Raw genomic sequence first — 25036 nt, 5'->3', positions numbered from 1 at the left:
GCGACGTCTTGCGCACGCGCCGGAACGCTTTCATTGGGCCACAGGCAGAGCCTGCACTGACGCCCTGCGCCGGCCTTGGGACGCGCTTCAGCAGACCAAGTTGCGATCACCAACAGGCTGCATCGTCAGAACCCGGTTTCGAACATAAATGCCGTCGAAACCGCGTGATCAATTTGTGACGAGGCCCTTCAGTCGCGAGCGGTAGCGCCGCTAGCTATGTCAGCAACGAGGCACGCATGCGAGCGCGAAAACGCCTCACTGCACCGCGCCACCACACGGCCGATCACGGCGGGCCGAACGGATGGCTCCCACTACTCAGATTGTCACCAGCTCAAGGCACATTCGATGAAACAGCTAAGTCTTTCGACACAACTGGCACTGGGCTTCGGCACAGTTGTTCTTGTGCTCTTGATCGTCGCAACGGTGGGGCTACGTGGGCAGTCCCAGCTGTCGGACGCGGTGGCCATGAACGACCACACCTATCAGGTCATCGGCACCGGCCGCGCCATGTCCATTGCCACGGTCAATATCGAGACCGGTGCGCGCGGCTTTATGCTGTCCGGGCAGGACCCGCATCTCACGCCCTACAACAACGGCAAGGTGCAGTTCGAACAGGAATTCACCAACGCCAAGACGTTGACCGCCGACAACCCGGTGCAGCAGGAACGCCTGCAGCGCCTGCATGCGGCGTATGAGCAGTTCATGGGCTTTGAGGACAACCTGATCGCGCTGCGTGGCAAAAGCAGCGACACCGAGCTGTCCGCACTGCTGACGCAATTCAAGGCCGGCCATGAACGTGCGGCGATGGGGCAGATCCGTCAGCTGCTGGTCGACTTCGAAGCGCAGGAAAACCAATTGCTGGTCAAGCGCAGCGCAACATTGAAGGCCGCGAAGGCCAGCAACCGTTGGTCGATGATCATCGGCAGCGGCATCGCCGTGCTGGTGGCGCTGGCCAGCGGCTGGTTGATCCGTCGTCGCCTGGTCAATCGCCTGGGCACCGCCTCGCACGTGGCCGATTCCATCGCCGCTGGCAATCTGTCGGTCAGCGTGGACAGCAGCGGCACCGATGAAACCGGTCGCCTGCTCTCCAGCATGAGCAAGATGCAGCAGCAGTTGCAGAAGGTCTTGCACGGCCAGCAGGAAATGAAGCGCCGGCACGATCAGGGCGAGCTGAATTTCCGCCTGGACGAAGCAGCCTTTCCTGGCGACTACGCCACCATCGTGCGCGGCAACAACGACCTGGCCGCCTCGCATGTGGCCGTGATGATGCGGTTGGCGCAGATCATGGGCCAATACGCGATCGGCGACTTGCGCGAAGACATGGAAGCCCTGCCCGGCGACAAGGCCGTGCTCAGCGACACCATGGCCAAGGTCAAGGGCAACCTGTCTTCGGTCAATCACGCCATCAAGCATCTTTCCCAATGCGCCGCCAATGGCGACTTCAGCGCCCGCGGCGATGCGGAAAACTTCCAGCACGACTTCCGCGTGATGGTGGAAAGCCTCAACACCTTGATGGCCACCGCCGATGGCAACCTGCAATCGCTCTCTGGCTTGTTGCAGTCGATCGCTGCCGGCGACCTCACCGCGCGCATGAGCGGCGAGTTCCACGGCGTGTTTGCGCAGATGCGCGACGATGCCAATGCCACCGCCGTGCAGCTGGCCGAAATCGTCACCGGCATCAAGGCCTCGGCCATCTCGATCAAGGGCGCTGCCAGCGAAATCGCTGCCGGCAACAGCGACCTGTCGCAGCGCACCGAACAGCAGGCCGCCAGCCTGGAAGAAACTGCCGCCTCGATGGAAGAGCTCACCTCCACCGTCAAGCAGAACGCCGAAAGCGCACGACAGGCCAACCAGCTCGCCATCGGCGCGGCCAGCGTGGCCACGCAGGGCGGCGAGATCGCCGGCCAGGTGGTCGAGACCATGGCCGGTATCGAGGCCTCGTCCAAGAAGATCGCCGATATCATCTCCGTCATCGACGGCATCGCCTTCCAGACCAACATCCTGGCCTTGAACGCCGCGGTGGAAGCGGCGCGTGCCGGCGAGCAAGGCCGCGGCTTCGCCGTGGTGGCTTCTGAGGTGCGTACGCTGGCACAGCGCTCTTCCGGCGCCGCCAAGGAGATCAAGGACCTGATCGCCGACTCGGTCGAACGTGTGGCCGCCGGTTCGGTGCTGGTCAATACCGCAGGCAGGACCATGAGCGAGCTGGTGACCAGCGTGCAGCGGGTCACCGACATCATGGGCGAGATCTCCGCCGCTTCGCAGGAACAGTCGGCTGGCATCGAACAGGTCAACCAGACCGTCACCCAGATGGACGAAACCACCCAACAGAACGCCGCACTGGTGGAAGAAGCCACTGCCGCCGCGCGTTCGCTGGAAGAACAGGCGATCGGATTGACCGAGGCCGTGGCGGTCTTCAAGACCGAGCAAGGCACCGCCAGCACTGTCCGCACGGCATCGGTCGCCAAGGCGGCGCCCGCCGTGCGCGCCAAGCTGACCTCGATCGGCGGCACCGCAGCTGCCAAGCCGCGCGCGGTCGCTGCATCGACGACCGTCGAGACCAACTGGCAGGAGTTCTGACCAACACGCACTGGCATCGGTGGGAAATGCGCACCGATGCCATCTGCGCCAGGCGACCGCTCCACACATCCGTCATTGGAACACGCAGGGCCCGATCGCGCACATGCAACCGCATGCGCTAGATCGGGCCCTCATTGCATTGACGGGCCCCGCTGGCGATGGGCCAGACTGCTGCGCCTGGATCACGTCGAACCGCCAAGGCGAGTCTCGCCTGCAGTCGATGCCGCCGGCACGCGTCGGCCAGCTTGCCCATTTTCTGATCGGTCGCTTCCCAAAGAGCAGCTGGAACACCAGTCGCACGGCGGCAACGCCGCGACGACCGGCATGCACGTCGGGCGCCCTTCCCTGCGCACGCGCGTTCATCGCCACTGCACCTCACGCGGTATGGCCTTGCATCGGCAAGCATCGTTCCCTGCTCCAGGGAACGATGCCAGCTATAACAAAAGCTAAATAGCGAGCTCAAGTATACGACCGAGTCGCCGCTACCTGCCCTGCAATCGGGACGGAGCCGACGCGGGCGACCAGCGCCAAACGTCACGCGGCCGTCCCCCGCTTGCAGCGGGTGCCGACCGTGATCGCGAGGCCGCCGCCGTTTGCCTCGAACCGCCTCCTTTTCCTCCTTTCCGGCAGGTATGTTTCATGATCGGCTTTCTCCAACGCTATAACGTCGGCACCCGCCTTTCCGCTGCGTTCGGCTTCCTGATCCTGCTGTCCTGCGGCCTGGTGGCCGCTGGCCTGATGACCCTGGCGCAAGCGCGTGGGCGCATGGAGTCGATCGTCAAGCGCAATATGACCATCCTCGAGTACGTCGGCGAGATGCGCACCGCCAGTGCGGACATTGCAATCAACCTGCGCAACATCGTGCTTCCGACCACGCAGGAAGAGAACATCGGCTTCGCAAAAATCATCGAGCAGCAACGGCAGTACTACAGCGACATCCACGACAAGCTGTACGCCATCCCGCCATCCGATGCCAATGGTGCAGCAATGCGTCGGCAGATCGATCTTGCTCGCGAAAAAGCGCGTGTCGCCAATCAGCAGGTGTTGGACCTGGGCATGAACTACAAGCCCGACGAGGCGCTCAAGGCACTGATGCAGCAGGCCGTACCGGCGAACCAGCAATGGCAGGACGCGCTCAATGCATATGCCGCGCGCCAGCGCACCCGTGGCGCGGCGGCCTATGCCGATGCCAATGCCGCGATGGATCGTGGCCGGGCGTTGCTGATCGCCGGCGGCATTGCGGTCATTTTGGTGAGTGGCCTGCTGGCCTGGCTGATCACCCGCAGCCTGACCCAGCCCTTGAACCGCGCCACCCGTGCCGCCGAGGCCATCGCCGAGGGCCGCCTGGATAGCAATGTGCACACCACCGCCACCGACGAGCCCGGCCGGCTGCTCAGCGCCATGGCCAAGATGCAGACGCAGTTGCAACGTTTCTCCAGCGAAACCACGCGAATGATCGAGCTGCACGCCGACAAGGACATCAGCCACCGCATGCCGCAGGACTTCCCCGGCGTGTATGGCGACTTGAGCAAGGGCATCAACACCATGATGTTCGAGCACCTGGATGCCATCGTCGATGCCATCGAAGTGCTCAACGAATACGCCCGTGGCGATCTGCGCCGCGATGCACGGCGCCTGCCGGGCAGCCGCGCGGTGCTGCACGAATCGATGGATGCGGCCAAAGCCAGCCTGCTGGCGATCAACACCGAGATCCAGCGCCTGGCCAGCGCGGCGGCTGCCGGCGACTTCAGCGCACGCGGCGATGCGCAGCGGTTCGAGCACGATTTTCTGCGCATGGTGCAGGATCTCAACGCGATGATGGAGGTCAGCGACACCAGCCTGGGCAGCTTGTCGGCGCTGTTGCAGTCCATCGCCGCCGGCGATCTCACCGCCCGCATGCACGGCAACTTCCACGGTGTGTTCGCCAAGATGCGCGACGACGCCAACGCCACCACCGAACAGCTCACGCGTATCGTGGTGCGGATCCAGGGCGCGGCCGGCAACATCGGCGCGGCCACCGGCGAAATCGCCGCCGGCAACCAGGATCTGTCGCAGCGTACCGAACAACAGGCCGCCAACCTGGAAGAGACCGCTGCCTCGATGGAGGAGCTCACCTCCACCGTCAAGCAGAACGCCGAAAGCGCACGCCAGGCCAACCAGCTCGCCATCGGCGCCGCCCGCGTTGCGTCGCAAGGCGGCGAGATCGCCGGCAAGGTGGTCGAGACCATGAGCGGGATCGAGTCTTCGTCCAAGAAAATCGCCGACATCATCAGCGTCATCGATGGCATCTCGTTCCAGACCAACATCCTGGCGCTCAACGCCGCGGTGGAAGCGGCGCGTGCCGGCGAACAAGGCCGCGGCTTTGCCGTGGTGGCCAGCGAAGTGCGTACGCTTGCGCAGCGCTCCACCGCAGCGGCCAAGGAGATCAAGAGCCTGATCGACGATTCGGTGCAACGCGTCGCCGAAGGCTCGCTGCTGGTGCACAGCGCCGGCACCACCATGGCCGAGATCGTGTCCAGCGTGCAGCGCGTCACCGACATCATGGGCGAGATCTCCGCGGCCTCGCAGGAGCAGTCGGCCGGCATCGAGCAGGTCAACCAGACCGTCACCCAGATGGACGAAACCACCCAGCAGAACGCCGCACTGGTGGAAGAAGCCACGGCCGCCGCCCGCGCACTCGAAGAACAGGCGCTCGGATTGACCGAGGCAGTGGCGGTCTTCAAGACCGACAGCAACGACGCATCGCGTGCAGCATCACGACGCCCGGCAGCAACGCCGGCGCTTGCGGCCAAGGCGGTGGCAGCCGGCCGCGTTCCTGCCGCCAGGCTGCGCGCCGTGGTCGCTGCGCCAGGCAACGACAGTAGTTGGCAAGAGTTCTGAACAGGTCGCCAGCACTGAATGAACCGGACTGGTCGGCAGCGCTGCCGACTCGCTAAAGACGTACGCGTCGTTAGCCGATAGCCTGCTTACATCCATGAGACGCATCAATGACCACCTCACCCACGCTGTCGCCGCAGACCGTTCCAGCGTCCCCACGCCGCTGGACCCGCCGTTGGGACGACCTGGCCATCGCCAGAAAACTCGGCATCATCGGCGTGCTTGCGTTGGTGGGGCTGGTCATTCCGGTGCTGCTCTATCGCGGCAAGCTCAACGAAAGCGTCGCCATCAGCAGCAACGAATTGCGCAGCTATGCGCCGCTTGGGCAAATGCTGGGCCTGATCACCGACCTGCACGCAGCCCACGTAGATAGCGGCAGCACCGCCAAAGACGCCGCCCAGCGCGCCGCGCGCGATCTCACCCAACTGCTCGCCACCACGGCCAAGCTTCCCGGCTTCGAACGCAGCCAGAAGCAATTGCTGGCCCTGCAGCAGCGCCATGTTGCAGGTGCCGCCGCGGAGGGCTACGCCGCCGTGAGCGAACAGGCCTTTGCCGCGCTGGATGCATTACGCGACGACAGCCAGCTGGTCTACACCCCGTACATCGAGAGCTATCACCTGGTGGTCTCCACGCTGATCTACAGCCCCGAGACCACCGAATCGCTGACTCGTCTGGACGCCGCCAGCGACCCCTCGCAGGCGGGCGACAGCCGCGCCATGCTGCGCGAGCAGCTCGATCAACTTGCCCGAAACCATGTGCGTTTCCGCCATGAGCTGGACAAGGCGATGGGCCTGCTGGAGCAGCCCGACCCTGCCCTGGCCGATGCCGCCAAGGTCGAAGCCACCCAGTCACGCGCCGCACTGGCCGCACTGGGTACCGCCTTGGAGGGCAGCGATGCCAAGGCCGACGCGCAGTGGAATGCCGCACTCGATGCGCTTGGCCAGAGCATGCGGGAACTCAGCAACGTCTCCCTGCAGGCGCTGCAGCGACAATCCGAACGTCACCTGGTCGACGCACGCAACGCGATGTGGCAAGCGATCGCCGGCCTGTCGGTGCTGGCGCTGCTGATCGCCGCGCTGTGCTGGTATACCTTGTCGCGCCTGACCCGCAATGTGCGCCGCGCCGCGACGGTGGCAGCCAATATCGCGCAGGGCCAGCTGGACGATCAGGTCAGTGCCGCCGGCCGCGACGAAACCGGTCAATTGCTCGACACCATGCGCCAGATGCAAGGGCAACTGCAGCGCGTCCTCAGCGCGCAAAGCGAAATGGCGCAGCGCCACGACGCCGGCCAGATCAGCTACCGCATGCAGGCAGACAGTTTCCCCGGTGCCTACGCCACCATGGTGCGCGACACCAACGCGCTGGTGGGCTCGCACATTGCAGTCAAGATGAAACTTGCGCAGATCATGTCGCGCTACGCCATCGGCGACCTGAGCCAGGACATGGAGCGCCTGCCTGGCGAAAAGGCGGTGTTCACCGACACCATGGATACCGTCAAGGCCAACCTGTCGGCGATGAATAGCGAGATCAAGCTGCTTGCGCAGGCCGCAGCCAATGGCGATTTCAGCGTGCGCGGCGACGCACAGCGCTTCCAGTACGATTTCCGCGCGATGGTGGACAGCCTCAATCAATTGATGGCCACCTCCGATGCGAATCTGCACGCGCTCTCGACGGTATTGCAGGCGATCGCGGCGGGCGACCTCACCGCCCGCATGCACGGCGACTTCCACGGCGTGTTCGCGCGCATGCGCGACGATGCCAATACTACCGTGACCCAGCTGGCCAATATCGTCGGGCGCATCCAGCAGTCCACCAATGCCATCAACGACGCCGCCAGCGAAATTGCCACCGGCAATCAGGATTTGTCGCAACGCACCGAACAGCAAGCGGCCAATCTGGAAGAAACCGCTGCCTCGATGGAAGAACTCACCTCCACCGTGCGCAACAACGCCGAGCATGCGCGCCGCGCAAACCAGTTGGTGGTCGGTGCGGCCACGGTCGCCTCGCAAGGCGGTGCGGTAGTGGGTGAGGTCGTGGGCACCATGGCCGGCATCCAGGCTGCATCCAAGAAGATCGCCGACATCATCAGCGTGATCGACGGCATCGCCTTCCAGACCAATATCCTGGCCTTGAACGCCGCGGTGGAAGCGGCGCGCGCCGGCGAACAGGGCCGCGGCTTTGCAGTCGTGGCCAGCGAAGTGCGCACGCTGGCGCAACGCTCGGCCGGTGCGGCAAAAGAGATCAAGCAACTGATCGAGGACTCGGTCAGCCGGGTCGAACACGGCAACCAGTTGGTGGGCCAGGCCGGTCGCACCATGCAGGACATCGTCGACTCGGTGCAGAACGTCACCACCATCATGCATGAGATCAGCGAGGCCTCGCAGCAGCAGTCGCAAGGCATCGAACAGGTCGGCCAGACCATCGCGCAGATGGATCAGGCCACCCAGCAGAACGCCGCACTGGTGGAAGAAGCCACCGCCGCCGCCCGTTCGATGGAAGAACAGGCGCAGCAATTGCGCGATGCGGTCTCTGTGTTCCAGTTGCAGGCCGGGCCTGCGCGTCGCCGCCTGGGCCACGCTGCCTAGAGCGACCGGCGGTCGATCTGCCCTGGGACGCTGCGCGCACGCATGCGTCCCACTTTAGTGACTGCCCGCTGCCCGCATCGATCAGGCAACGGCGCAACTTTGCACATCACTGACGCGCACGCGTTATGCGCAGTGCGATCAGCAGAGCTCTACGACACGCGCGCAGGCGTCGACCAGCCCTGCGCGATGGTGCAGGTACACGCCAGACGCCAAGCCGCTTTGGATTTCGAAGGGCTGAGCGACGGTCAGGCGCGTGAGCAAGAAGTGAAAGCACGAGTCTTTGGAATCACTGAGATGCCTCTTTTGACAGGCATTTCCAGGCGGTTGTGCACACCAGCCTCACCTCGGTGACGCCGACCCATACGCGCCTGGCCTAGCGAGTTCAGCAGCACCGACACAGTGCCGTTACCAACCCCAAGCACGCGTACCTGCCCTGCAATCGCCAGCGTTACGACCCTTTGATGTCGCAACGCTCGATGGATCGGTTCGACGCACGCCCGCTTCGGCGCCACCAGCGTACCCAGTACGCCTCCCGCCCAGCGCACCGCCCCCTTTCTGCCCATCGCTCTCGAGATCCCAACCATGATTGCTCTTCTTCAACGCTACAACGTCGGCAAGCGCCTGGGCTTCGCCTTCGGCACGCTGATCCTGCTGTCCTGCGCCCTGGTCGTGGCTGGCCTGTACACGCTGGCGCAGGCGCGCCAGACCCTGGATACGCTCACCAACCGCAACATGGTGATCGTCCAGCGGTTGCAGGAAATGAACAACGCGGTGTCGGTGATTGCCGTGCAGCTACGCAACATCGTGTTGCCGACCAGCGATGCGGAGAATCGTCGCTTCGCTGCGATCATCGAAGACCAGCGCAGCATCTACAAGGATGCACGCGAGAAGCTCTACACCTTCTCGGCAACGCCTGCCGCCCAGGCGCTGCGTGAGAGGATCGATGCCAACAACAAGGCCGCCCGCGCGCTCAACCAGCAGGTGATCGACCTGGGTCTTGCCGGCAAGGCGGACCAGGCCCTGCCTTTGCTGTTGCAACGTGCCGCACCCGCCACGCAGGCATGGCAGGACACGCTGCTGGAATATTCGGCGCTGCAGCGCCAACGCGCCCAGGAGGCCAATGCGCTGGCCACCACGGCGATGGCCCGCGGCCGTGCCATGTTGATTGGTGGCGGCCTGGCGGTGGTGCTGATCAGCAGCGTGCTCGCCTGGTTGATCACACGCAGCCTGGTGGTTCCGCTGACACGCGCCACGCGCGCCGCCGAAGCCATTGCCCAAGGCAAACTGGACAACGACGTCAGCGCGAACTTCAACGACGAGACCGGTCGCCTGTTGCATGCCATGAACGACATGCAGGGCCAGCTGCGCAATCTGATTGCCGCACAGCTGGGCATGGCCAAGCGCCATGAAGAAGGCCAGATCAGCTTCCGCATGGATGCCGGCGCATTCCCGGGCGATTTCGGCCGCATGGCCCATGACACCAACGAGCTGGTGGCCGCGCACATCAAGGTCAAGATGCAGACCATCCACCTGATCGAGCGTTATGCCATCGGCGACCTGTCCGAAGACATGCAGCAGCTGCCCGGCGAGAAGGCGGCCATCACCGCGGCGATGAACCAGGTCAAGCACAACCTGTCGACCATGAACACCGAGATCAAGCAGCTGGCGCAGGCCGCGGCCAACGGCGACTTCAGCGCGCGCGGCGATGCCGAGCAGTTCCAGTTCGATTTTCGCATCATGGTGGAAAGCCTCAACACCTTGATGGCCACCGCCGACGGCAACCTGCAATCGCTCTCTGGCTTGTTGCAGTCGATCGCTGCCGGCGACCTCACCGCACGCATGAGCGGCCAGTACCAGGGTGTGTTCGCACAGATGCGCGACGACGCCAATGCCACCGCCGAACAACTGGCCAGTATCGTCGGCCGCATCCAGATCGCGGCCGATGCGATCGGCCTAGCCTCGGGCGAAATCGCCTCCGGCAACCAGGATCTGTCGCAGCGCACCGAACAGCAGGCCGCCAACCTGGAAGAAACCGCTGCCTCGATGGAAGAGCTCACCTCCACCGTCAAGCAGAACGCCGAACACGCCAGCCAGGCCAACCAGCTCGCCATTGGCGCTGCTGCGGTTGCCTCGCAAGGCGGCGACGTGGTGGCGAAGGTGGTCACCACCATGTCCGACATCCAGGGCTCGTCCAAGAAGATCGCCGAGATCATCAGCGTCATCGACGGCATCGCGTTCCAGACCAATATCCTGGCCTTGAACGCGGCAGTGGAAGCGGCGCGTGCCGGCGAACAGGGCCGTGGTTTTGCGGTGGTCGCGTCTGAAGTCCGCACGCTGGCGCAGCGTTCGGCCGGTGCCGCCAAGGAGATCAAGCACCTGATCGACGACTCGGTCGAAAAGGTCACGCAAGGCGCAACCCTGGTCGATCAGGCCGGCACCACCATGGCCGAGATCGTCGCCAGCGTGCAGCGCGTCACCAACATCATGGGTGAGATTTCCTCGGCCTCGCAGGAGCAGTACGCGGGTATCGAACAGGTCAACCAGACCGTCACTCAGATGGACGAAACCACGCAGCAGAACGCCGCCCTGGTGGAAGAAGCCACCGCTGCCGCACGTGCGATGGAAGAACAGGCGCAGCAGCTGACCGAAGCGGTGGCGGTCTTCAAGGTGGCTGCGCACGCACCGGTGGCACGCCAGTTGTCCGCCATTGCCAGCGCACCGGCCAATGCCCGCTTCGCTCCGCGCCCGGCAGCACGCGTCATCCCGGCGGCCGCATCGGCACGTCGCAGCGTTGCGGGCAGCGCAGCATCGAATGCAGATTCGAGCAATTGGCAGGAATTCTAATCGCCTCAGGAGTTCTGATCGCATCGGCAGCATCGCCAAGACAGTCCGTCGCAAACGGCTGTCGTGGCGATGCACGAGTCAGCGTCAGGCGCCCAGTCGCAGCGCATGACGTGTGCAGAGCATGTGAGCTGTCATGCGACATCGTGAATTATGGGATCACGCGAATCGGCCAGAAACACGGTTTTTCATCGACTAAAACGCGGAATTTTGCCTAATGATGGAATCACGTAGTGCTTGCCAGCACGCGTCCATCACTTGCCTGAGAACCCGCTTTATCAGCTCATCTAGCTCGCTCAATTGACTGCAGGCCGCGCCGTTACCAGCAGGCGTGATGACAAACAGACGCGAGCGCAGCGCACCTTGCAGGACTGTCGACGCACCCGCCCTCCTACCCTTTTGAGTCGAGCGATCTTATGACCTCTCTTTTGCTGCGTTTCAATGTCGGGCCGCGCCTGGCTGCCGCCTTCATCGTGTTGATCCTGCTGTCCGGGTTCATCGCCTTCATCGGGTATCGCGGGCTGAGCTCCGCACGTGCGCTGGTGGATGCCCTGGTGCACCAGAACATGACCAAGATCCGCCTCTCCAACGACATGATGAATGCCAATTACGTCATCGCTTCGGAGCTGCGCAATGTCGTGTTGCCGACCAGCAATGAAGACAATCTGAAATTCATCGAGAAGATCAAGGCCGCGCGTGCCGACTATTCAAAAGCGCGCGAAGCCCTGTACGCCATGCCGGTCTCGCCGCCTGGCCAAGTCATCCGGGACGACATCGATCGCCTCACTCCGCAAGTACGCGAATTGAACAATCAGATCATCGACCTGGTGATGTCCGGCCACAGCGACGAAGCCTTGCCGTTGCTGCTCACCAAAGCCGCGCCCGCGCTGCAAAAGTGGCAGGACAAGATCGGCGAGAACATCGCCCTTCAGGACAAGCTCGCCTCCGAAGCAGCCGGCGTGGCGCTGCAGTCGATGGACGATTCGCGCAAGTTGCTGGTCGGCGGTTCGCTGATGGTGGTATTGCTGAGTGGAACCCTGGGCTTGCTGATCACCCGCAGCCTCACCCGGCCGCTGAGCCGCGCCACCCGCGCTGCCGAAGCGATTGCCGAGGGCAAGCTCGATAACGCCGTGCACAGCGATGCCAGCGACGAAACCGGCCGTCTGTTGCAGGCCATGGACAAGATGCAGTCGCAGGTGCGCAACCTCATTACCGCGCAGCTGGACATGGCCAAGCGCCACGATGCCGGCCAGGTGAGCTTCCGTATGGATGCCGGCGGTTTCCCCGGCGACTACGGCCGCATGGCCGGCGACACCAACGCGCTGGTCGACAGCCACATCCAGGTGACCGCGCGCCTGGCGCAGATCATGGGCCGCTATGCGATCGGCGACCTCAGCGACGACATGGAGGCCCTGCCCGGCGAACAGGCCAAACTCACCCAGACCATGGCGCAGGTCAAACACAACCTGGCCGCGATGAGTCAGCAGATCAAGCAGCTGGCGCAAGCCGCTGCGGCCGGCGACTTCAGTGCACGGGGCGACGCAGCGCAGTTCCAGTACGACTTCCGCATCATGGTCGAGAGCCTCAATCAGCTGATGGCCACCGCCGATGGTAGCCTGCAGGCGTTGTCGGGCATGTTGCAGGCGATTGCTGCGGGCGATCTCACTGCGCGCATGAGCGGTGAATTTCACGGTGTGTTTGCGCAGATGCGCGACGATGCCAATGCCACGGTCACGCAACTGGCCGGCATCGTCGGGCACATCCAGACCTCGGCGGTCTCGATCAATGCGGCCGCCAGCGAGATTGCCGCCGGCAACAACGACCTGTCGCAGCGCACCGAACAGCAGGCCGCCAACCTGGAAGAAACCGCTGCCTCGATGGAAGAGCTCACCTCGACCGTCAAGCAGAACGCCGAAGGCGCACGTCAGGCCAATCAACTGGCCATCGGTGCGGCCAGCGTCGCGTCGCAAGGCGGCGAGGTCGTCGGCAAGGTCGTCGACACCATGGCTGGCATCCAGGCCTCGTCGAAGAAGATCGCCGACATCATCAGCGTCATCGACGGCATCGCGTTCCAGACCAATATCCTGGCCCTGAATGCCGCAGTGGAAGCGGCGCGTGCCGGCGAGCAAGGCCGCGGCTTTGCCGTGGTGGCCAGTGAGGTGCGCACGCTGGCGCAGCGTTCATCGGCCGCCGCCAAGGAGATCAAGGATCTGATCGGCGACTCGGTGCAGCGCGTCACCGACGGCTCGCTGCTGGTGGACCAGGCCGGCCGCACCATGGCCGAAATCGTCTCATCGGTGCAGCGCGTCACCGACATCATGGGCGAAATTTCCGCCGCGTCGCAGGAACAATCGGCCGGCATCGAACAGGTCAACCTCACCGTCACGCAGATGGATGAAGCCACCCAACAGAACGCTGCCCTGGTGGAAGAAGCCACTGCCGCCGCGCGCGCGATGGAAGAACAGGCACAGCAACTCACCGAAGCGGTGGCGGTCTTCAAGGTCGATGCGAACGCGCCGGTGGCACGCAGGTTATCGGCCATCGCCGGCGCAGTGGGCCACCAGCGGCCGGCGACGCGCCCGGCTGCACGTGCCGCCGTGGCCGCGGCGACACCGCCGCGCGTGGCGGTCGGTGCAACCGCGTCGACCGTTGGCGGTGTCAATTGGCAGGAGTTTTAAGCGGCAGCGCCAGAGCTCATCGGTCGCCGGCAGTGGTGGGCGACCGGCACAGACACCGGGATCGTTTTTAGTCCCTGTGGCGCAATCGGCTGCCGTCCTCATCGTCACCCAGTCGCAGCTGCCGATGCGCGTTTCACGTAACACCGTTGTCCAGCCACACACACACGTTTCGAGAGCCTTTGATCCGCGCTCCGCAGATCTTGTGGGCCGCTTCCCTTGCGAGGGGAAGCGGCCCTTTTTTTGTGCCGCCCTCCCAGTGCGGCAACCGATAAACCGCATGCGCAATCTCCAGGAGGAGCGATGCATCGGAACCGAGGCATGGGAGCGAATTCCAAGCCCCAGGTCGCAACCGCTCGACGGCTGCGCAGCCATCGGATTGGTTGCACAAGATGGTGCTCCGATGGCAGCTGCAAGACGTGCTTTTCGCCAGCGATACGCGGCCCGTCGGGTCCCTCAAGAGCATCCTAATTTCACCCGAAATTTACAATTGCCGACGACGAGGCACACGTTATGAAACCGCTTTCAGCCATCGAATACTGAATGGAACGCTCAATTTTGTGCTGATTTCAACGGCAACAATCAATTTCGAGCATAAACGGCCGCTATCAAGTTCACGTATTCGTAACGCCCTCCCCCGGGCAAGGCCGATTCCTCATGCAATCCTTCAGCCGACTCTCGGTCGGTACGCGGCTCTCCGCACTGCTCACGTTGGTCATTGCCACCTCGCTGGGGCTGTTGGCCCTGACCATCTATCGCCAGTCCGCTGGCGATATCGAATCGCAGGTCAAGGCCGAACTGCGCTCCAGCACCCGGCTGATGCAGCAGTCGGTGGCGATGTACGACGTCACCCTCAGCGAAGGCACCCAGCGTCTGGGCAGCGTGTTCGACGACATGCTCCCCGCCGGCGCGCGCGAACTCGATAGCGCCAGCACGGTGACCATCGGCCAACAGAACACCCCGTCGCTACATGCCGGCAACCAGGCACTGAATCTCAATGTCGACGCCGTGGACCGCTTTGCCAAGGCGACCGGCGGCGTTGCCACGATCTTCGCCCGTACCGGCGACGACTTCGTGCGCATCACCACCTCGCTGCGCAACAAGCAGGACGAACGCGTCATCGGCACCCTGCTCGATCGCAAGGGCAAGGCCTACGCCGCCCTGTCGCAAGGCAAGAGCTTCACCGGCCAGGCGCAGCTGTTCGGCGAGCAGTACATGACCCATTACCAGCCGCTGCGCGATGCCGCCGGCGAGGTCATTGGTGCGCTGTTCGTCGGGCGTAACTACACCCAGGGCCTGGCCGCGCTCAAGGCCCAGGTCAGCACCACCAAACTGGGCCAGGACGGCTATTTCGTGATCGTCGACATGGCGCCGGGCGATCACCAGGGCCAGGTCATCGCGGCTCCGCCGGGCACCCCGGCCACATTGGCGGCACTGGTGCCGGCCGAACAGCAGGCCCTGTTGCAGGCAGTGCTGGACGGCAAGCAGCCCAGCGCCAGCCTGCAGCTGCGCGATGCCAAGGGCGCCAGCCAGGCGTTTGAAGTCACCGCACAGCGCTATGCGCCGTGGCAGTGGGCGGTGATCGGCGCGCAACCGCGCAGTGCCATCGACGGCCCGCTGGACGCGCTGATGGGCAGCATGCTGCTGTTCTCGCTGGTGGTGCTAGCACTGTGCATCGCGGTGGTGTTCATCGCCGCGCGCAAGATGGTCACCGGCCCGCTGTTGGCGGTGGAACGCGTGCTCGGCGACGTGGCGGCCGGCCGCCTGGACAACCCGATCGAAATCGACCGGCATGACGAACTCGGCCGGCTGCTGCTCAACGCGCGCACCATGCGCGATGACCTGCGCGCGCGCCTGGAACGCGACCACCTGATCGCCAGCGAAGCACTGCGCGTGCGCACCGCCTTGGACGACGTCAGCACCAATGTGATGATCGCCGACGCCGAGCGCCGCATCATTTACGTCAATCGCCCGCTGCAGCGCATGCTGTCGGAAATGCAGGACGTCCTGCGACACGACCTGCCCAACTTCGATGCCACGGCATTGAGCACGACCCGCATCGACCAGTTCCATCGCAATCCCGAGCAATCACGCCTGCTGGATCAACTCAAGAGCACGCACACCGCACAGATCGAAATCGGCGGCCGCATCGTGCAGGAAGTGGTCAGCCCGGTCGTGGCTGCGACCGGCGAGCGCATGGGCTACGTGGTCGAATGGAGCGACCGTACCCAGCAAGTGCAGGTGGAACAGGAAGTCGCGCTCGTGGTGGAAGCCGCCGCCGCCGGCGACCTCAGCGAACGGATCGACGTGCGCGGCAAGCATGGCTTCCTGTTGCTGCTGACCCAACAGCTCAACACGCTGCTGGACAACAACGCCGACGGTCTGTCGCGCGTCTCCGGCCTGCTCTCGTCACTGTCGCAAGGCGATTTGACCGCGCGCATGGACGGCGCGCTGCAGGGCGTATTCGCCACTATCCGCGACGACGCCAATGCCACCGCCGACCAGTTGGCCGGTATCGTGCGCCGCATCAAGGACGCTTCGCTGACGATCAATTCGGCCGCCACCGAGATCGCCACCGGCAACGGCGACCTGTCGCGTCGCACCGAACAGCAAGCGGCCGCGCTGGAAGAAACAGCAGCCTCCATGGAAGAACTCACCGCGACCGTCAAGCAGAACGCCGACAACGCCGACCAGGCCAATCGCCTGGTGCTGGATGCTGCCGGTGTGGCGGCAAAGGGCGGCGACGTCGTGAACCGCGTGGTTACCACCATGGCCGATATCGACGCCTCGTCGAAAAAGATTGCCGAGATCATCAGCGTCATCGACGGCATCGCCTTCCAGACCAATATCCTGGCCTTGAACGCGGCGGTGGAAGCCGCGCGTGCCGGCGAACAGGGCCGTGGCTTTGCCGTCGTGGCCTCGGAGGTTCGCACGTTGGCACAGCGCTCGGCCGGCGCGGCCAAGGAGATCAAGCACCTGATCGAAGACTCGGTGACCCGCATCGGCAACGGCGCGGCACTGGCTTCCGAAGCTGGCAGCACCATGCAGCAGGTGGTGACCTCGGTGCAGCGCGTCACCGACATCATGGGCGAAATCACCAGCGCTTCGCGCGAACAGGCCGCGGGCATCACCCAGGTCAACCAGACCGTCACCCAGATGGACGAAACCACCCAGCAGAACGCCGCGCTGGTGGAAGAAGCCACCGCCGCCGCACGCTCGATGGAAGACCAGGCCGCGCAGCTGGTCGATGCGGTCGCAGTGTTCCGCCTGGAGCCGCAGGACCGCCTCAGTACCCTGCTGGCCAATGCACGCCACGCCTATAGCTGAGACGCCAACACGACGACCTGCAGCAACGTCGCAGCGTCGAGTGCGCGGTGCCCTCGCCGCCCGCCGGACACGCCGTGAACCCGTCCATGGGGCTCGTTGGCGGCATCCATGCCGCCAACGGTCCTGCAATCGGCAAGGACACCGCACCAGACAGTTGGCCAGTGGTTTGTTGACGAGCGAGGGACACCTCGTCGGCGGTTGCTGGCTGGTTTCAAAACTCTGCACACCGACCAACGCGACTGGCCCTTGCCCGCCCACCGTCGCGGGACCCTTGGCGGCATGGATGCCGCCACGGCGCTGACAGGGACGTACTTGTAGCGTGTCCTGCGATGGTGGGCGGGCAAGGGGCCCCGCAGCAAGCGAGAAGACGTCGAGGGTTCGGTGCCCTCACCAGATAGTTGTCTGGTGGCGTATTGAAGAACGAAGACTTCGCGCCAGACGCTGATGCTTGCTTGGCTGAACGCTCTGCACACAGACCATCGCGACTGGTCCTTGCCACCGACTGGCATAGAGTTTCGTCAGCCGCCTTAAAGATTTGGCTTTGCCGCCGATATCAAGGCGACGCCGGGACAACCCGCCAGGCGCCTTCCCGCTTCCACTGTGCTTGTGCCCATGTCCCAAGGCGATACCTCAGAGCTGGACCACGACACCGATCACCTCGCCGAAGGTGACGAGCGCTACCTGCTGCGCAACAAGCGGCAGATCCGTGGATTGCTGCGCCAGCTGCTCGATCAACGCGCCATCGTGACCATGCATGTGGCCGGCCGCGACATGGCCGTGCCCACCGCCGTGCTGGAAGTGGACGAAGACGACGACTGCGTGATCCTGGACGGCAGCCATAACGATGCTTCCAACCGCGCCATCGAAGGCGCCAAATACCTGTTGTGCTACGCCCAGTTGGAACGGGTGAACATCCGCTTCCGCCTGGAAAAGGCCGAGCGGATCGATCGCGACATCCACGTCGCCTTCCGCGTCGACCTGCCAGTTGCGATGTACCACATGCAGCGGCGCGAATCGTATCGGCTGGAAACGCCGATCACCGATTCGCCCGTCTGCACCATTCGCCAGGAAGCCGCGCAGGGAAACGAGTTCAACCTGCAGCTACGCGTGATCGACATCAGCAGCGGCGGCCTGGCGGTGTCTCTCACCGACGGCATGCCCTTGCTCGAATTGCAACGCACCTACCGCAACTGCATCCTGCAATTGCCCGACACCGCCCCGATCACGCTGCCGCTGACCGTATGCAGCCAGCACAAGCAGGCCCTGCCCAACGGCAGCGAAGGCTTCCGGATCGGCATGCAGTTCAGCGACCTGCCGCGCGGCGCCGACGAAACCATCCAGCGCTACATTTTCCGTGTCGACCGCCAGCGCAATGCGCGCAAGAGCGGCGTGTTCTGAACCCTCGCGTACCACGCGGGGCCGGCACCTAAAGTTGCCGCCTACCCCGCCGATGTTGCTAGGGCATCCCGCATCCGTCTCTGCTGCCGCAGCCCTGCCTCAACCCGACACTTAGCCGCAACGCCCGGAGTTTCCATGAACGATAAAAGCACTGCCACCGGCACCGGTGGTGAATTCCTCAGCTTCGCTTTGGGCGAAGAACACTACGGCGTGGATATCCTGAAGGTGCAGGAAATCCGCGGCTACGATTCGGTCACCCGTCTGCCCGACGCGCCGGATTACATCAAGGGCGTGATCAACCTGCGCGGCACCATCGTGCCGGTGATCGACCTGCGCCTGAAGCTGCGCCTGAAAGAAGCGCGCTACGACGCTTTCACCGTGATGATCGTGCTCAACGTCGAGGACCGCGTGGTCGGCATCGTCGTGGACAGCGTGTCCGACGTGATTCCGCTCAACGACGACCAGATCCGGCCTACCCCCGAATTCGGTGCGTCGGTCGACACCCGTTTCATCTCCGGTATCGGCACCCAGGACGATCGCATGTTGATCCTGCTGGATATCGAAACCCTGCTGGACAGCACCGAGCTGGGTCAGCAACTGGTCGAAGAAGCCGCCTGATTCAAACGGCTGTGTCGCCTCGCCTGCGGTCGCCGGAGAGGTGTAGAGGAATGCAGGAGCCGCCATGTACGACAGGCGGCTACCAAACGACTGCCCAGCCGCCAGAAGGCGCGGTTGGTGCTCGGAATCCCGAGGTAGCACACGTGCGCTCCGGCTTCCGCGCCCCGCCCGCACCCACCCGGTGGCTGATTCGCTCCGTTCGGTAGCCACCGTCAAGGTACAGGCGCAGCCCGGCACCCGCTGCACCGCTCCGGCGGCCGCAACGCTTTGGCGCGACCGCATCTACGACGATCGCGTGTCAGGAAGCTCCCGACACGCGACGCACCACGCGATCGAACTGAGATAAAAATCACGTTTTCTGGATTCAAGTTGAACGGCGGTTAGCCGATAGCTGAATGAAGCCCGCGTCCACACAACGGGTCACCGTTCGACTTTTGATTTCTGGAGAATCCCTATGAAGTTCCTGCTCTCGCTCCTCCCCGTCGCTGCTCTTGTCATCGTTGCTCCCACGCTGTCGGCTCAGTCGCAGGAAATGATTCCGCCGGAAATGGCGACGCGCTTCGTCGGCAAGGACGGCATGGTGTGCGGCAAGGTCGAAAAGGCCAAGTACGCGCAGAGCTCGGAAGGCGAACCTACCTTCCTGTACATGGGCGGCATGTTCCCGCGCCACACCTTCTCCGCACGCATCGACGGCGCCAACCGCGGCAAGTTCAGCTTCGCCCCGGAAACGCTCGAAGGTAAGGACGTCTGCGTCCTCGGCAAGATCCAGCGCGACAGTTCGCGCGCCGAAATCGAAGTCAGCTCCCCGGCCAGCCTGAAGCTCGCCACCATCAAGTAATCGCCTCGCACATCGCCACGCCCTTGCGCGTGGCGATGTGCTGTTGCGGCTATGCGGACTGACTTCTACGGGGAATCGTGTCAATGCAATGGATCAACAATCTGAAACTGATGCCCAAGCTGATGCTGGCGTTCGGCATCGTGCTGCTGATCATGCTCGTCCAGGGCGTCATCGCCTATTCGGGTCTGGCGTCGCTCAATAACGTCACCCGCGACCTGGCCGGCAACACCATGTCCAGCGTGCGCGAGGCAGGCGATCTGCGCGGCATGCTCGGCGAATACCGGAATGCGGCCTACCAGAACCTGGTGCGCGCCAGCGATTCGGTCAAGCAGGAGGCCAAGGTCCGCGCCAAGAAGCTCAATGGCGAGATCGAAGCCACCATCAAGGACTACCCGCGCCTGATCGAAAGCCCGCAACAGAAGAAGCTGTTCGACGTGTTCGTGGCGGACTGGAAGAAGGCGTCCGCCTCCTATGCCAGCGTCGACGAAATGATGGAGCTGAATCTGCCCGACGACGCCATCGACACCTTCGTCGGCGAAACCCGTACCCTGCACAACAAGGCCAAGGATTCGCTGGCCGCCTTGATTGCCGAAGACAACCTGCTCGCGCAGGCGGCCAAGACCAAGGCCGAAAAGGTCCACGCCACTTCCGTCACGCTGACCCTGGTGGTGCTGTTGATCGGCATCGCCGGCGGCCTGGGCCTGGCCTTCCTGTTCGCCCGTTCCATCGTCAAGAGCATGCGCGGCGCGGTCACCACGGCCACCGAAATTGCCGGCGGCAAGCTGGACGGCCAGATCAACGTGCAGGGCCAGGACGAAGTGGGCGAGTTGATGCGCTCCATGCAGCGCATGCAGCGCGACCTGAAGGAACGCATCGAACGCGACCAGGAGATTGCCGACGAAAACCTGCGCATCCGCACCGCGCTGGACAAGTCCTCGACCGGCACCTTCATCACCGATCCCGAACGCGTGATGATCTACGCCAACGATGCCTTCAAGAAGATCGTAGCGCAGTACGAAAGCAGCATCCGCCTGGCATCGTCCGAGTTCGACGCGAGCAAGGTCATCGGCCAGCACATCAGCTACCTGGGTCTGTCGGATGCGACCGTGCGCAAGGCCATTGCCGCGCTGGAACGCGATGGCGTCACCAGCTTCGAAGAGCGTTTCGGCGAAGTGGTGCTGGCGCAGACCGTCACCTCGATCAAGAACGAACAGGGCGAGACCAGCGGCGAAGTCTGCGAATGGCGCGACCGCACCATCGAAGTGCAGGTGGAAGAAGAAGTGGCCCGCATCGTGCGCGCGGCCGCCAGCGGCGACATGAGCGGGCGTGTGGAAACCGACGGCAAGCAGGGTTTCTTCCTGCAGTTGGCGCAGCAGCTCAACGGTTTGCTGGATGCCAATGCCGGCAGCCTGGAACAGATCTCGACCCTGCTGTCCGCGCTGTCGCGTGGTGACCTGACCGTGCGCATGCATGGTGAGTTCAGCGGCGTGTTCGCGCAGATGCGCGACGATGCCAATGCCACCGCCGAGCAGCTGGCCGACATCGTCGGGCGCATCAAGATGTCGTCCACCGCGATCAATTCGGCCGCCGGCGAAATCGCCTCGGGCAATAGCGACCTGTCGCACCGTACCGAGCAGCAGGCCGCCAATCTGGAAGAAACCGCCGCCTCGATGGAGGAGCTCACCTCCACCGTCAAGCAGAATGCCGAAAGCGCCCGTCAGGCCAACCAGCTTGCCATCGGCGCCACCGGCGTGGCCTCGCAAGGCGGTGAAGTGGTGTCGCAAGTGGTCACCACCATGTCCGGCATCGAAGCCTCGTCCAAGAAGATCGCCGACATCATCAGCGTCATCGATGGCATCGCGTTCCAGACCAATATCCTGGCGTTGAATGCAGCGGTGGAAGCGGCGCGTGCCGGCGAACAGGGTCGCGGTTTTGCCGTGGTCGCCTCCGAGGTGCGCACGCTGGCACAGCGTTCGGCCGGTGCGGCAAAGGAGATCAAGGGCCTGATCGACGACTCCGTGCACAAGGTGGCCGAAGGCTCGGCACTGGTGCGCAAGGCCGGCGCCACCATGGCCGACATCGTGGCCAGCGTGCAACGCGTGACCGACATCATGGGCGAGATCTCTGCCGCTTCACAGGAGCAATCGTCCGGGATCGAGCAGGTCAACCAGACCATCACCCAGATGGACGAAACCACCCAGCAGAACGCCGCGCTGGTGGAAGAAGCCACTGCCGCCGCCCGCTCGATGGAAGAGCAGGCAGGTCATCTGGCCGAAGCGGTGTCGGTGTTCAAGCTGGACGACTCGGCTGCGCAGGCGCCGCAGAGCGCACGCGTACGCCCGATCACCTCGCGCCCGGTTGCAGTGAAAAGCGCCACCAGGCCGGTAGCGCGCGCAGCAGCGAGCGCCTCACGGCCAGCCACATCCCAGGCCGCGCTGGCCGACGGTAACTGGCAAGAGTTCTGATTCACCGCTGTCACCCACAACGCCCCGGCATTGCCGGGGCGTTGTGCATTTAGGCCAGGCACCGACGCTGGTCCTCGCGCGTACGATGCGGCAGCACGCCGATGGGGCGTCTTTGCCCTCCAAGCATCCCATCAACAGCCGCCGTCCCCATCGGACGAGGTAGCGAACACAACCGCGTCCAATCCACGCATTAGCGCTTCAGTTGCGCGGCTCCGTGGCCGATATCCAGTTATAGCTAACGACGCGTATGGATATGACGACTACGACTTCCGCTTCAGACACACGCGAATTTGATTTCGGCGACCGCGACTTCAAGCGCGTCTGCGATCTGATCTACCAGCGTGTGGGCATCGCATTGGCGCCAGCCAAGCGCGACATGGTGTATGGCCGCCTGTCGCGTCGTCTGCGCGTGCTCGGCCTGCGCTCGTTCCGCGATTACCTCGACCAGCTCGAAGCCGGCAACGATGAAGAAGAATGGCAGGCATTCACCAATGCGCTGACCACCAACCTGACCTCGTTCTTCCGCGAGCCGCACCATTTCGACAAGCTGCGCGAAGAACTGCAAAAGCGCGCCTCGCAGGCGCCGTTGAAGATCTGGTCGTGCGCCGCCTCCACCGGCGAGGAGCCCTATTCCATCGCCATTACCGCCTGCGAAGCCTTCGGCACGCTGACCCCGCCAGTGAGCATCGTCGCCACCGACGTCGACACCCAGGTACTGGAAACCGCATCGCGCGGCGTCTATGCCATCGACCGCGTCGCCTCGCTGGATGCAGCGATCAAGCGCAAGTACTTCCAGCGCGGCAGCGGCCCCAATGAAGGCAAATGTCGGGTCATTCCGGCGTTGCGCCAGCTCATCGAATACCGCCAGTTGAATCTGCTGGCGCCGCGTTACGATGTCGGCGGTCCGTATGCGGCACTGTTCTGCCGCAACGTGATGATCTACTTCGACAAGCCCACCCAGCGCGGCATCCTGTCGCGCCTGGTCAGCCACATGGGCGACGACGGCCTGCTCTACACCGGGCACTCGGAGAACTACCTGCACGCGGCCGATCTGATCCAGCCGTGCGGGCGCACGCTGTATCGGCGCGCACCGCGCGCAGGAGCGTGAGCATGAGTACTGCCGTGCAAGTCGACGACGTCATGCGCTACCGCGATTCGCGGTTCCAGACCATTGCCGCCAAACTGCTGCCCACCCAATACCTGGTGGTGGACGACGACACCGCGTTGACGACCACCTTGGGATCGTGCGTTGCAGCCTGTCTGCGCGACCCGGTGCTCAAGATCGGCGGCATGAACCACTTTCTGTTGCCGGAAGGCCAGGTCGGCGATGGCGCACCTACGCGCTATGGCAGTTATGCCATGGAGCTGCTGATCAACGACATGCTCAAGCGCGGCGCCCACCGCAAACGCATCGAAGCCAAGGTCTTCGGTGGCGCCAACGTGTTGAAGGGCTTCACCAGCAACCCGGTCGGCACCCGCAACGCCGAGTTCGTGCGCCAGTACCTGCAGGCCGAACATATTCCCATCATCGCTGAAGACCTGTGTGGCATCCATCCGCGCAAGGTGTGGTTCTTCGCGACGACTGGCCGCGTCGTCGTGCAGCGTTTGCCGCACGCACACGAAGCCGAAGTCGCCGCCACCGAATCGGCCGTGCGCGCCCGTCTGTCCAAAGCACCGGTTACCGGTGGAGTGGAGTTGTTCGAATGACGCTGGAAACTCCTGTGCGTGTATTGATCGTCGACGATTCGGCGGTCGTGCGTCAGATGCTCACCGAAATTTTGTCGCGCGACGCCGGCATCGAAGTGGTCGGCTCGGCCGCCGACCCGTTGCTGGCGCGGGAAAAGATCAAGCGCCTCAATCCAGACGTCATCACGCTGGATGTGGAAATGCCGCGCATGGACGGCCTGGTGTTTCTGGAAAACCTGATGCGCCTGCGCCCTACCCCGGTGGTGATGATTTCATCGCTGACCGAGCGCGGCGCCGACACCACCTTGCAGGCTTTGTCGCTGGGCGCCGTGGACTTCGTGTCCAAGCCCAAGATCGACGTTGCACGCGGGCTGGAAGGCTACGCCGAAGAGATCGTCAGCAAGGTCAAAATGGCCGCCAAGGCCAAGGTCAGCGCACTCAATCGCCCGAGCGCGCCCAAAGTCACGCTGGATATGCAATCGGCACCGGTGGCCGGCAGCGCGCTGCGCTTTCGCACGACCGACCGTTTGATCGCCATCGGCGCCTCCGCCGGTGGTACCGAAGCGCTGCGCGTGGTGCTCGAACACATGCCCGCCGATGCGCCCGCGGTGGTGATGACCCAGCATCTGCCTGCCAGCTTCAGCACCGCATTCGCCGAGCGCCTCAACCGCCATTCGGCCATGTCGGTACGCGAAGCCACCGATGGCGAGGCGATCCTGCCAGGTCATGCGTATCTGCCGCCGGGCGGCCAGCATCTGCGCATCATTCGCGACGGAGCGCGTTGGCGCTGCCGTATCGACGACGGTCCGCCGGTCAATCGCCACAAACCGGCAGTGGACGTGCTGTTTCGTTCCGTTGCCGCCAATGCCGGCCCGAATGCGGTGGGCGCCATCCTCACCGGCATGGGCGACGACGGCGCACGCGGCCTGCTGGAAATGCTGCAGGCCGGCGCGCCGACGCTGGTGCAGGACGAAGCCAGCAGCGTGGTCTGGGGCATGCCCGGTGCGGCGTACAAGCTTGGCGCCGCACAGGAAGTGGTGCCGCTGGACCGCGTAGCCGAGCGCTTGCTCGCATTGTCGGCGCAGGCGCGCTGATCCGGCATGGCCGCGCATCCCTCGCACCCGACCAACCAAACGCTTCCTCCAGCAC

13 protein-coding genes and 1 pseudogene are annotated in these 25036 nt (G+C 64.0%); all 14 read left to right on the top strand.

Features of this window, described 5'->3' with window-relative positions; all coding sequences use genetic code 11:
- Nucleotides 1-465: 465 nt before the first annotated feature.
- The 14 genes and pseudogenes from EO156_RS04105 to EO156_RS04035 all read left to right on the top strand — a co-directional run bounded on the left by EO156_RS04105 (nt 466) and on the right by EO156_RS04035 (nt 24981).
- Complete coding sequence (locus tag EO156_RS04105) at nt 466-2577, top strand: methyl-accepting chemotaxis protein (protein ID WP_026007278.1); 2112 nt, start codon at nt 466-468, stop codon at nt 2575-2577.
- Between the two features lie 181 nt (nt 2578-2758).
- Nucleotides 2759-3027, top strand: a pseudogene (locus tag EO156_RS04100) (hypothetical protein).
- A 189-nt stretch (nt 3028-3216) separates the two neighbouring features.
- Nucleotides 3217-5457, top strand: coding sequence for a methyl-accepting chemotaxis protein (locus EO156_RS04095; protein WP_016851350.1), 2241 nt, complete (start codon nt 3217-3219; stop codon nt 5455-5457).
- A gap of 107 nt (nt 5458-5564) precedes the next feature.
- Entirely contained in the window at nt 5565-8039 is a 2475-nt protein-coding gene (locus tag EO156_RS04090) for a methyl-accepting chemotaxis protein (RefSeq protein ID WP_029828939.1), read from the top strand.
- A 582-nt stretch (nt 8040-8621) separates the two neighbouring features.
- Entirely contained in the window at nt 8622-10883 is a 2262-nt protein-coding gene (locus EO156_RS04085; protein WP_016851419.1) for a methyl-accepting chemotaxis protein, read from the top strand.
- A gap of 413 nt (nt 10884-11296) precedes the next feature.
- Complete coding sequence (locus EO156_RS04080) at nt 11297-13558, top strand: methyl-accepting chemotaxis protein (RefSeq protein WP_029828936.1); 2262 nt, start codon at nt 11297-11299, stop codon at nt 13556-13558.
- A gap of 654 nt (nt 13559-14212) precedes the next feature.
- Nucleotides 14213-16882: a Cache 3/Cache 2 fusion domain-containing protein gene (locus EO156_RS04075; protein WP_033482640.1), complete on the top strand. Its 2670-nt coding sequence runs from the start codon at nt 14213-14215 to the stop codon at nt 16880-16882.
- 612 nt (nt 16883-17494) lie between these two features.
- Nucleotides 17495-18280, top strand: a complete 786-nt coding sequence (locus EO156_RS04065; RefSeq protein WP_003486341.1) for a flagellar brake protein — start codon at nt 17495-17497, stop codon at nt 18278-18280.
- Nucleotides 18281-18415: 135 nt separating this feature from the next.
- Nucleotides 18416-18898, top strand: coding sequence for a chemotaxis protein CheW (locus EO156_RS04060; protein ID WP_003486339.1), 483 nt, complete (start codon nt 18416-18418; stop codon nt 18896-18898).
- A gap of 454 nt (nt 18899-19352) precedes the next feature.
- Nucleotides 19353-19736, top strand: a complete 384-nt coding sequence (locus tag EO156_RS04055) for a hypothetical protein (RefSeq protein WP_003486337.1) — start codon at nt 19353-19355, stop codon at nt 19734-19736.
- Nucleotides 19737-19819: 83 nt separating this feature from the next.
- The gene (locus tag EO156_RS04050) at nt 19820-22201 is read left to right on the top strand and encodes a methyl-accepting chemotaxis protein (protein ID WP_016851227.1); all 2382 of its coding nucleotides are present in this window, start codon (nt 19820-19822) and stop codon (nt 22199-22201) included.
- 247 nt (nt 22202-22448) lie between these two features.
- Complete coding sequence (locus tag EO156_RS04045) at nt 22449-23309, top strand: CheR family methyltransferase (RefSeq protein WP_005914920.1); 861 nt, start codon at nt 22449-22451, stop codon at nt 23307-23309.
- Nucleotides 23310-23311: 2 nt separating this feature from the next.
- Nucleotides 23312-23908, top strand: coding sequence for a chemoreceptor glutamine deamidase CheD (cheD, locus tag EO156_RS04040; protein ID WP_003486330.1), 597 nt, complete (start codon nt 23312-23314; stop codon nt 23906-23908).
- A complete protein-coding gene (locus EO156_RS04035; RefSeq protein ID WP_003486327.1) occupies nt 23905-24981 on the top strand; it encodes a chemotaxis response regulator protein-glutamate methylesterase in 1077 nt (358 codons plus the stop codon). The genes cheD and EO156_RS04035 overlap by 4 nt, the downstream gene beginning before the upstream one ends.
- Nucleotides 24982-25036: the final 55 nt, after the last annotated feature.

Source organism: Xanthomonas sp. DAR33341 (genome assembly GCF_003992815.1).
Taxonomy (GTDB): Bacteria; Pseudomonadota; Gammaproteobacteria; order Xanthomonadales; family Xanthomonadaceae; genus Xanthomonas; species Xanthomonas cissicola.
Note: the sequence above shows the minus strand (reverse complement) of the source record. Positions and strands in the feature narration are given on the sequence as shown.

What these genes read in the sequence shown, in the direction of transcription:
- EO156_RS04105 (WP_026007278.1), top strand. Translation starts at nt 466, where the DNA reads ATGAACGACCACACCTATCAGGTCATCGGCACCGGCCGCGCCATGTCC.
- EO156_RS04095 (WP_016851350.1), top strand. Translation starts at nt 3,217, where the DNA reads ATGATCGGCTTTCTCCAACGCTATAACGTCGGCACCCGCCTTTCCGCT.
- EO156_RS04090 (WP_029828939.1), top strand. Translation starts at nt 5,565, where the DNA reads ATGACCACCTCACCCACGCTGTCGCCGCAGACCGTTCCAGCGTCCCCA.
- EO156_RS04085 (WP_016851419.1), top strand. Translation starts at nt 8,622, where the DNA reads ATGATTGCTCTTCTTCAACGCTACAACGTCGGCAAGCGCCTGGGCTTC.
- EO156_RS04080 (WP_029828936.1), top strand. Translation starts at nt 11,297, where the DNA reads ATGACCTCTCTTTTGCTGCGTTTCAATGTCGGGCCGCGCCTGGCTGCC.
- EO156_RS04075 (WP_033482640.1), top strand. Translation starts at nt 14,213, where the DNA reads ATGCAATCCTTCAGCCGACTCTCGGTCGGTACGCGGCTCTCCGCACTG.
- EO156_RS04065 (WP_003486341.1), top strand. Translation starts at nt 17,495, where the DNA reads ATGTCCCAAGGCGATACCTCAGAGCTGGACCACGACACCGATCACCTC.
- EO156_RS04060 (WP_003486339.1), top strand. Translation starts at nt 18,416, where the DNA reads ATGAACGATAAAAGCACTGCCACCGGCACCGGTGGTGAATTCCTCAGC.
- EO156_RS04055 (WP_003486337.1), top strand. Translation starts at nt 19,353, where the DNA reads ATGAAGTTCCTGCTCTCGCTCCTCCCCGTCGCTGCTCTTGTCATCGTT.
- EO156_RS04050 (WP_016851227.1), top strand. Translation starts at nt 19,820, where the DNA reads ATGCAATGGATCAACAATCTGAAACTGATGCCCAAGCTGATGCTGGCG.
- EO156_RS04045 (WP_005914920.1), top strand. Translation starts at nt 22,449, where the DNA reads ATGGATATGACGACTACGACTTCCGCTTCAGACACACGCGAATTTGAT.
- cheD (WP_003486330.1), top strand. Translation starts at nt 23,312, where the DNA reads ATGAGTACTGCCGTGCAAGTCGACGACGTCATGCGCTACCGCGATTCG.
- EO156_RS04035 (WP_003486327.1), top strand. Translation starts at nt 23,905, where the DNA reads ATGACGCTGGAAACTCCTGTGCGTGTATTGATCGTCGACGATTCGGCG.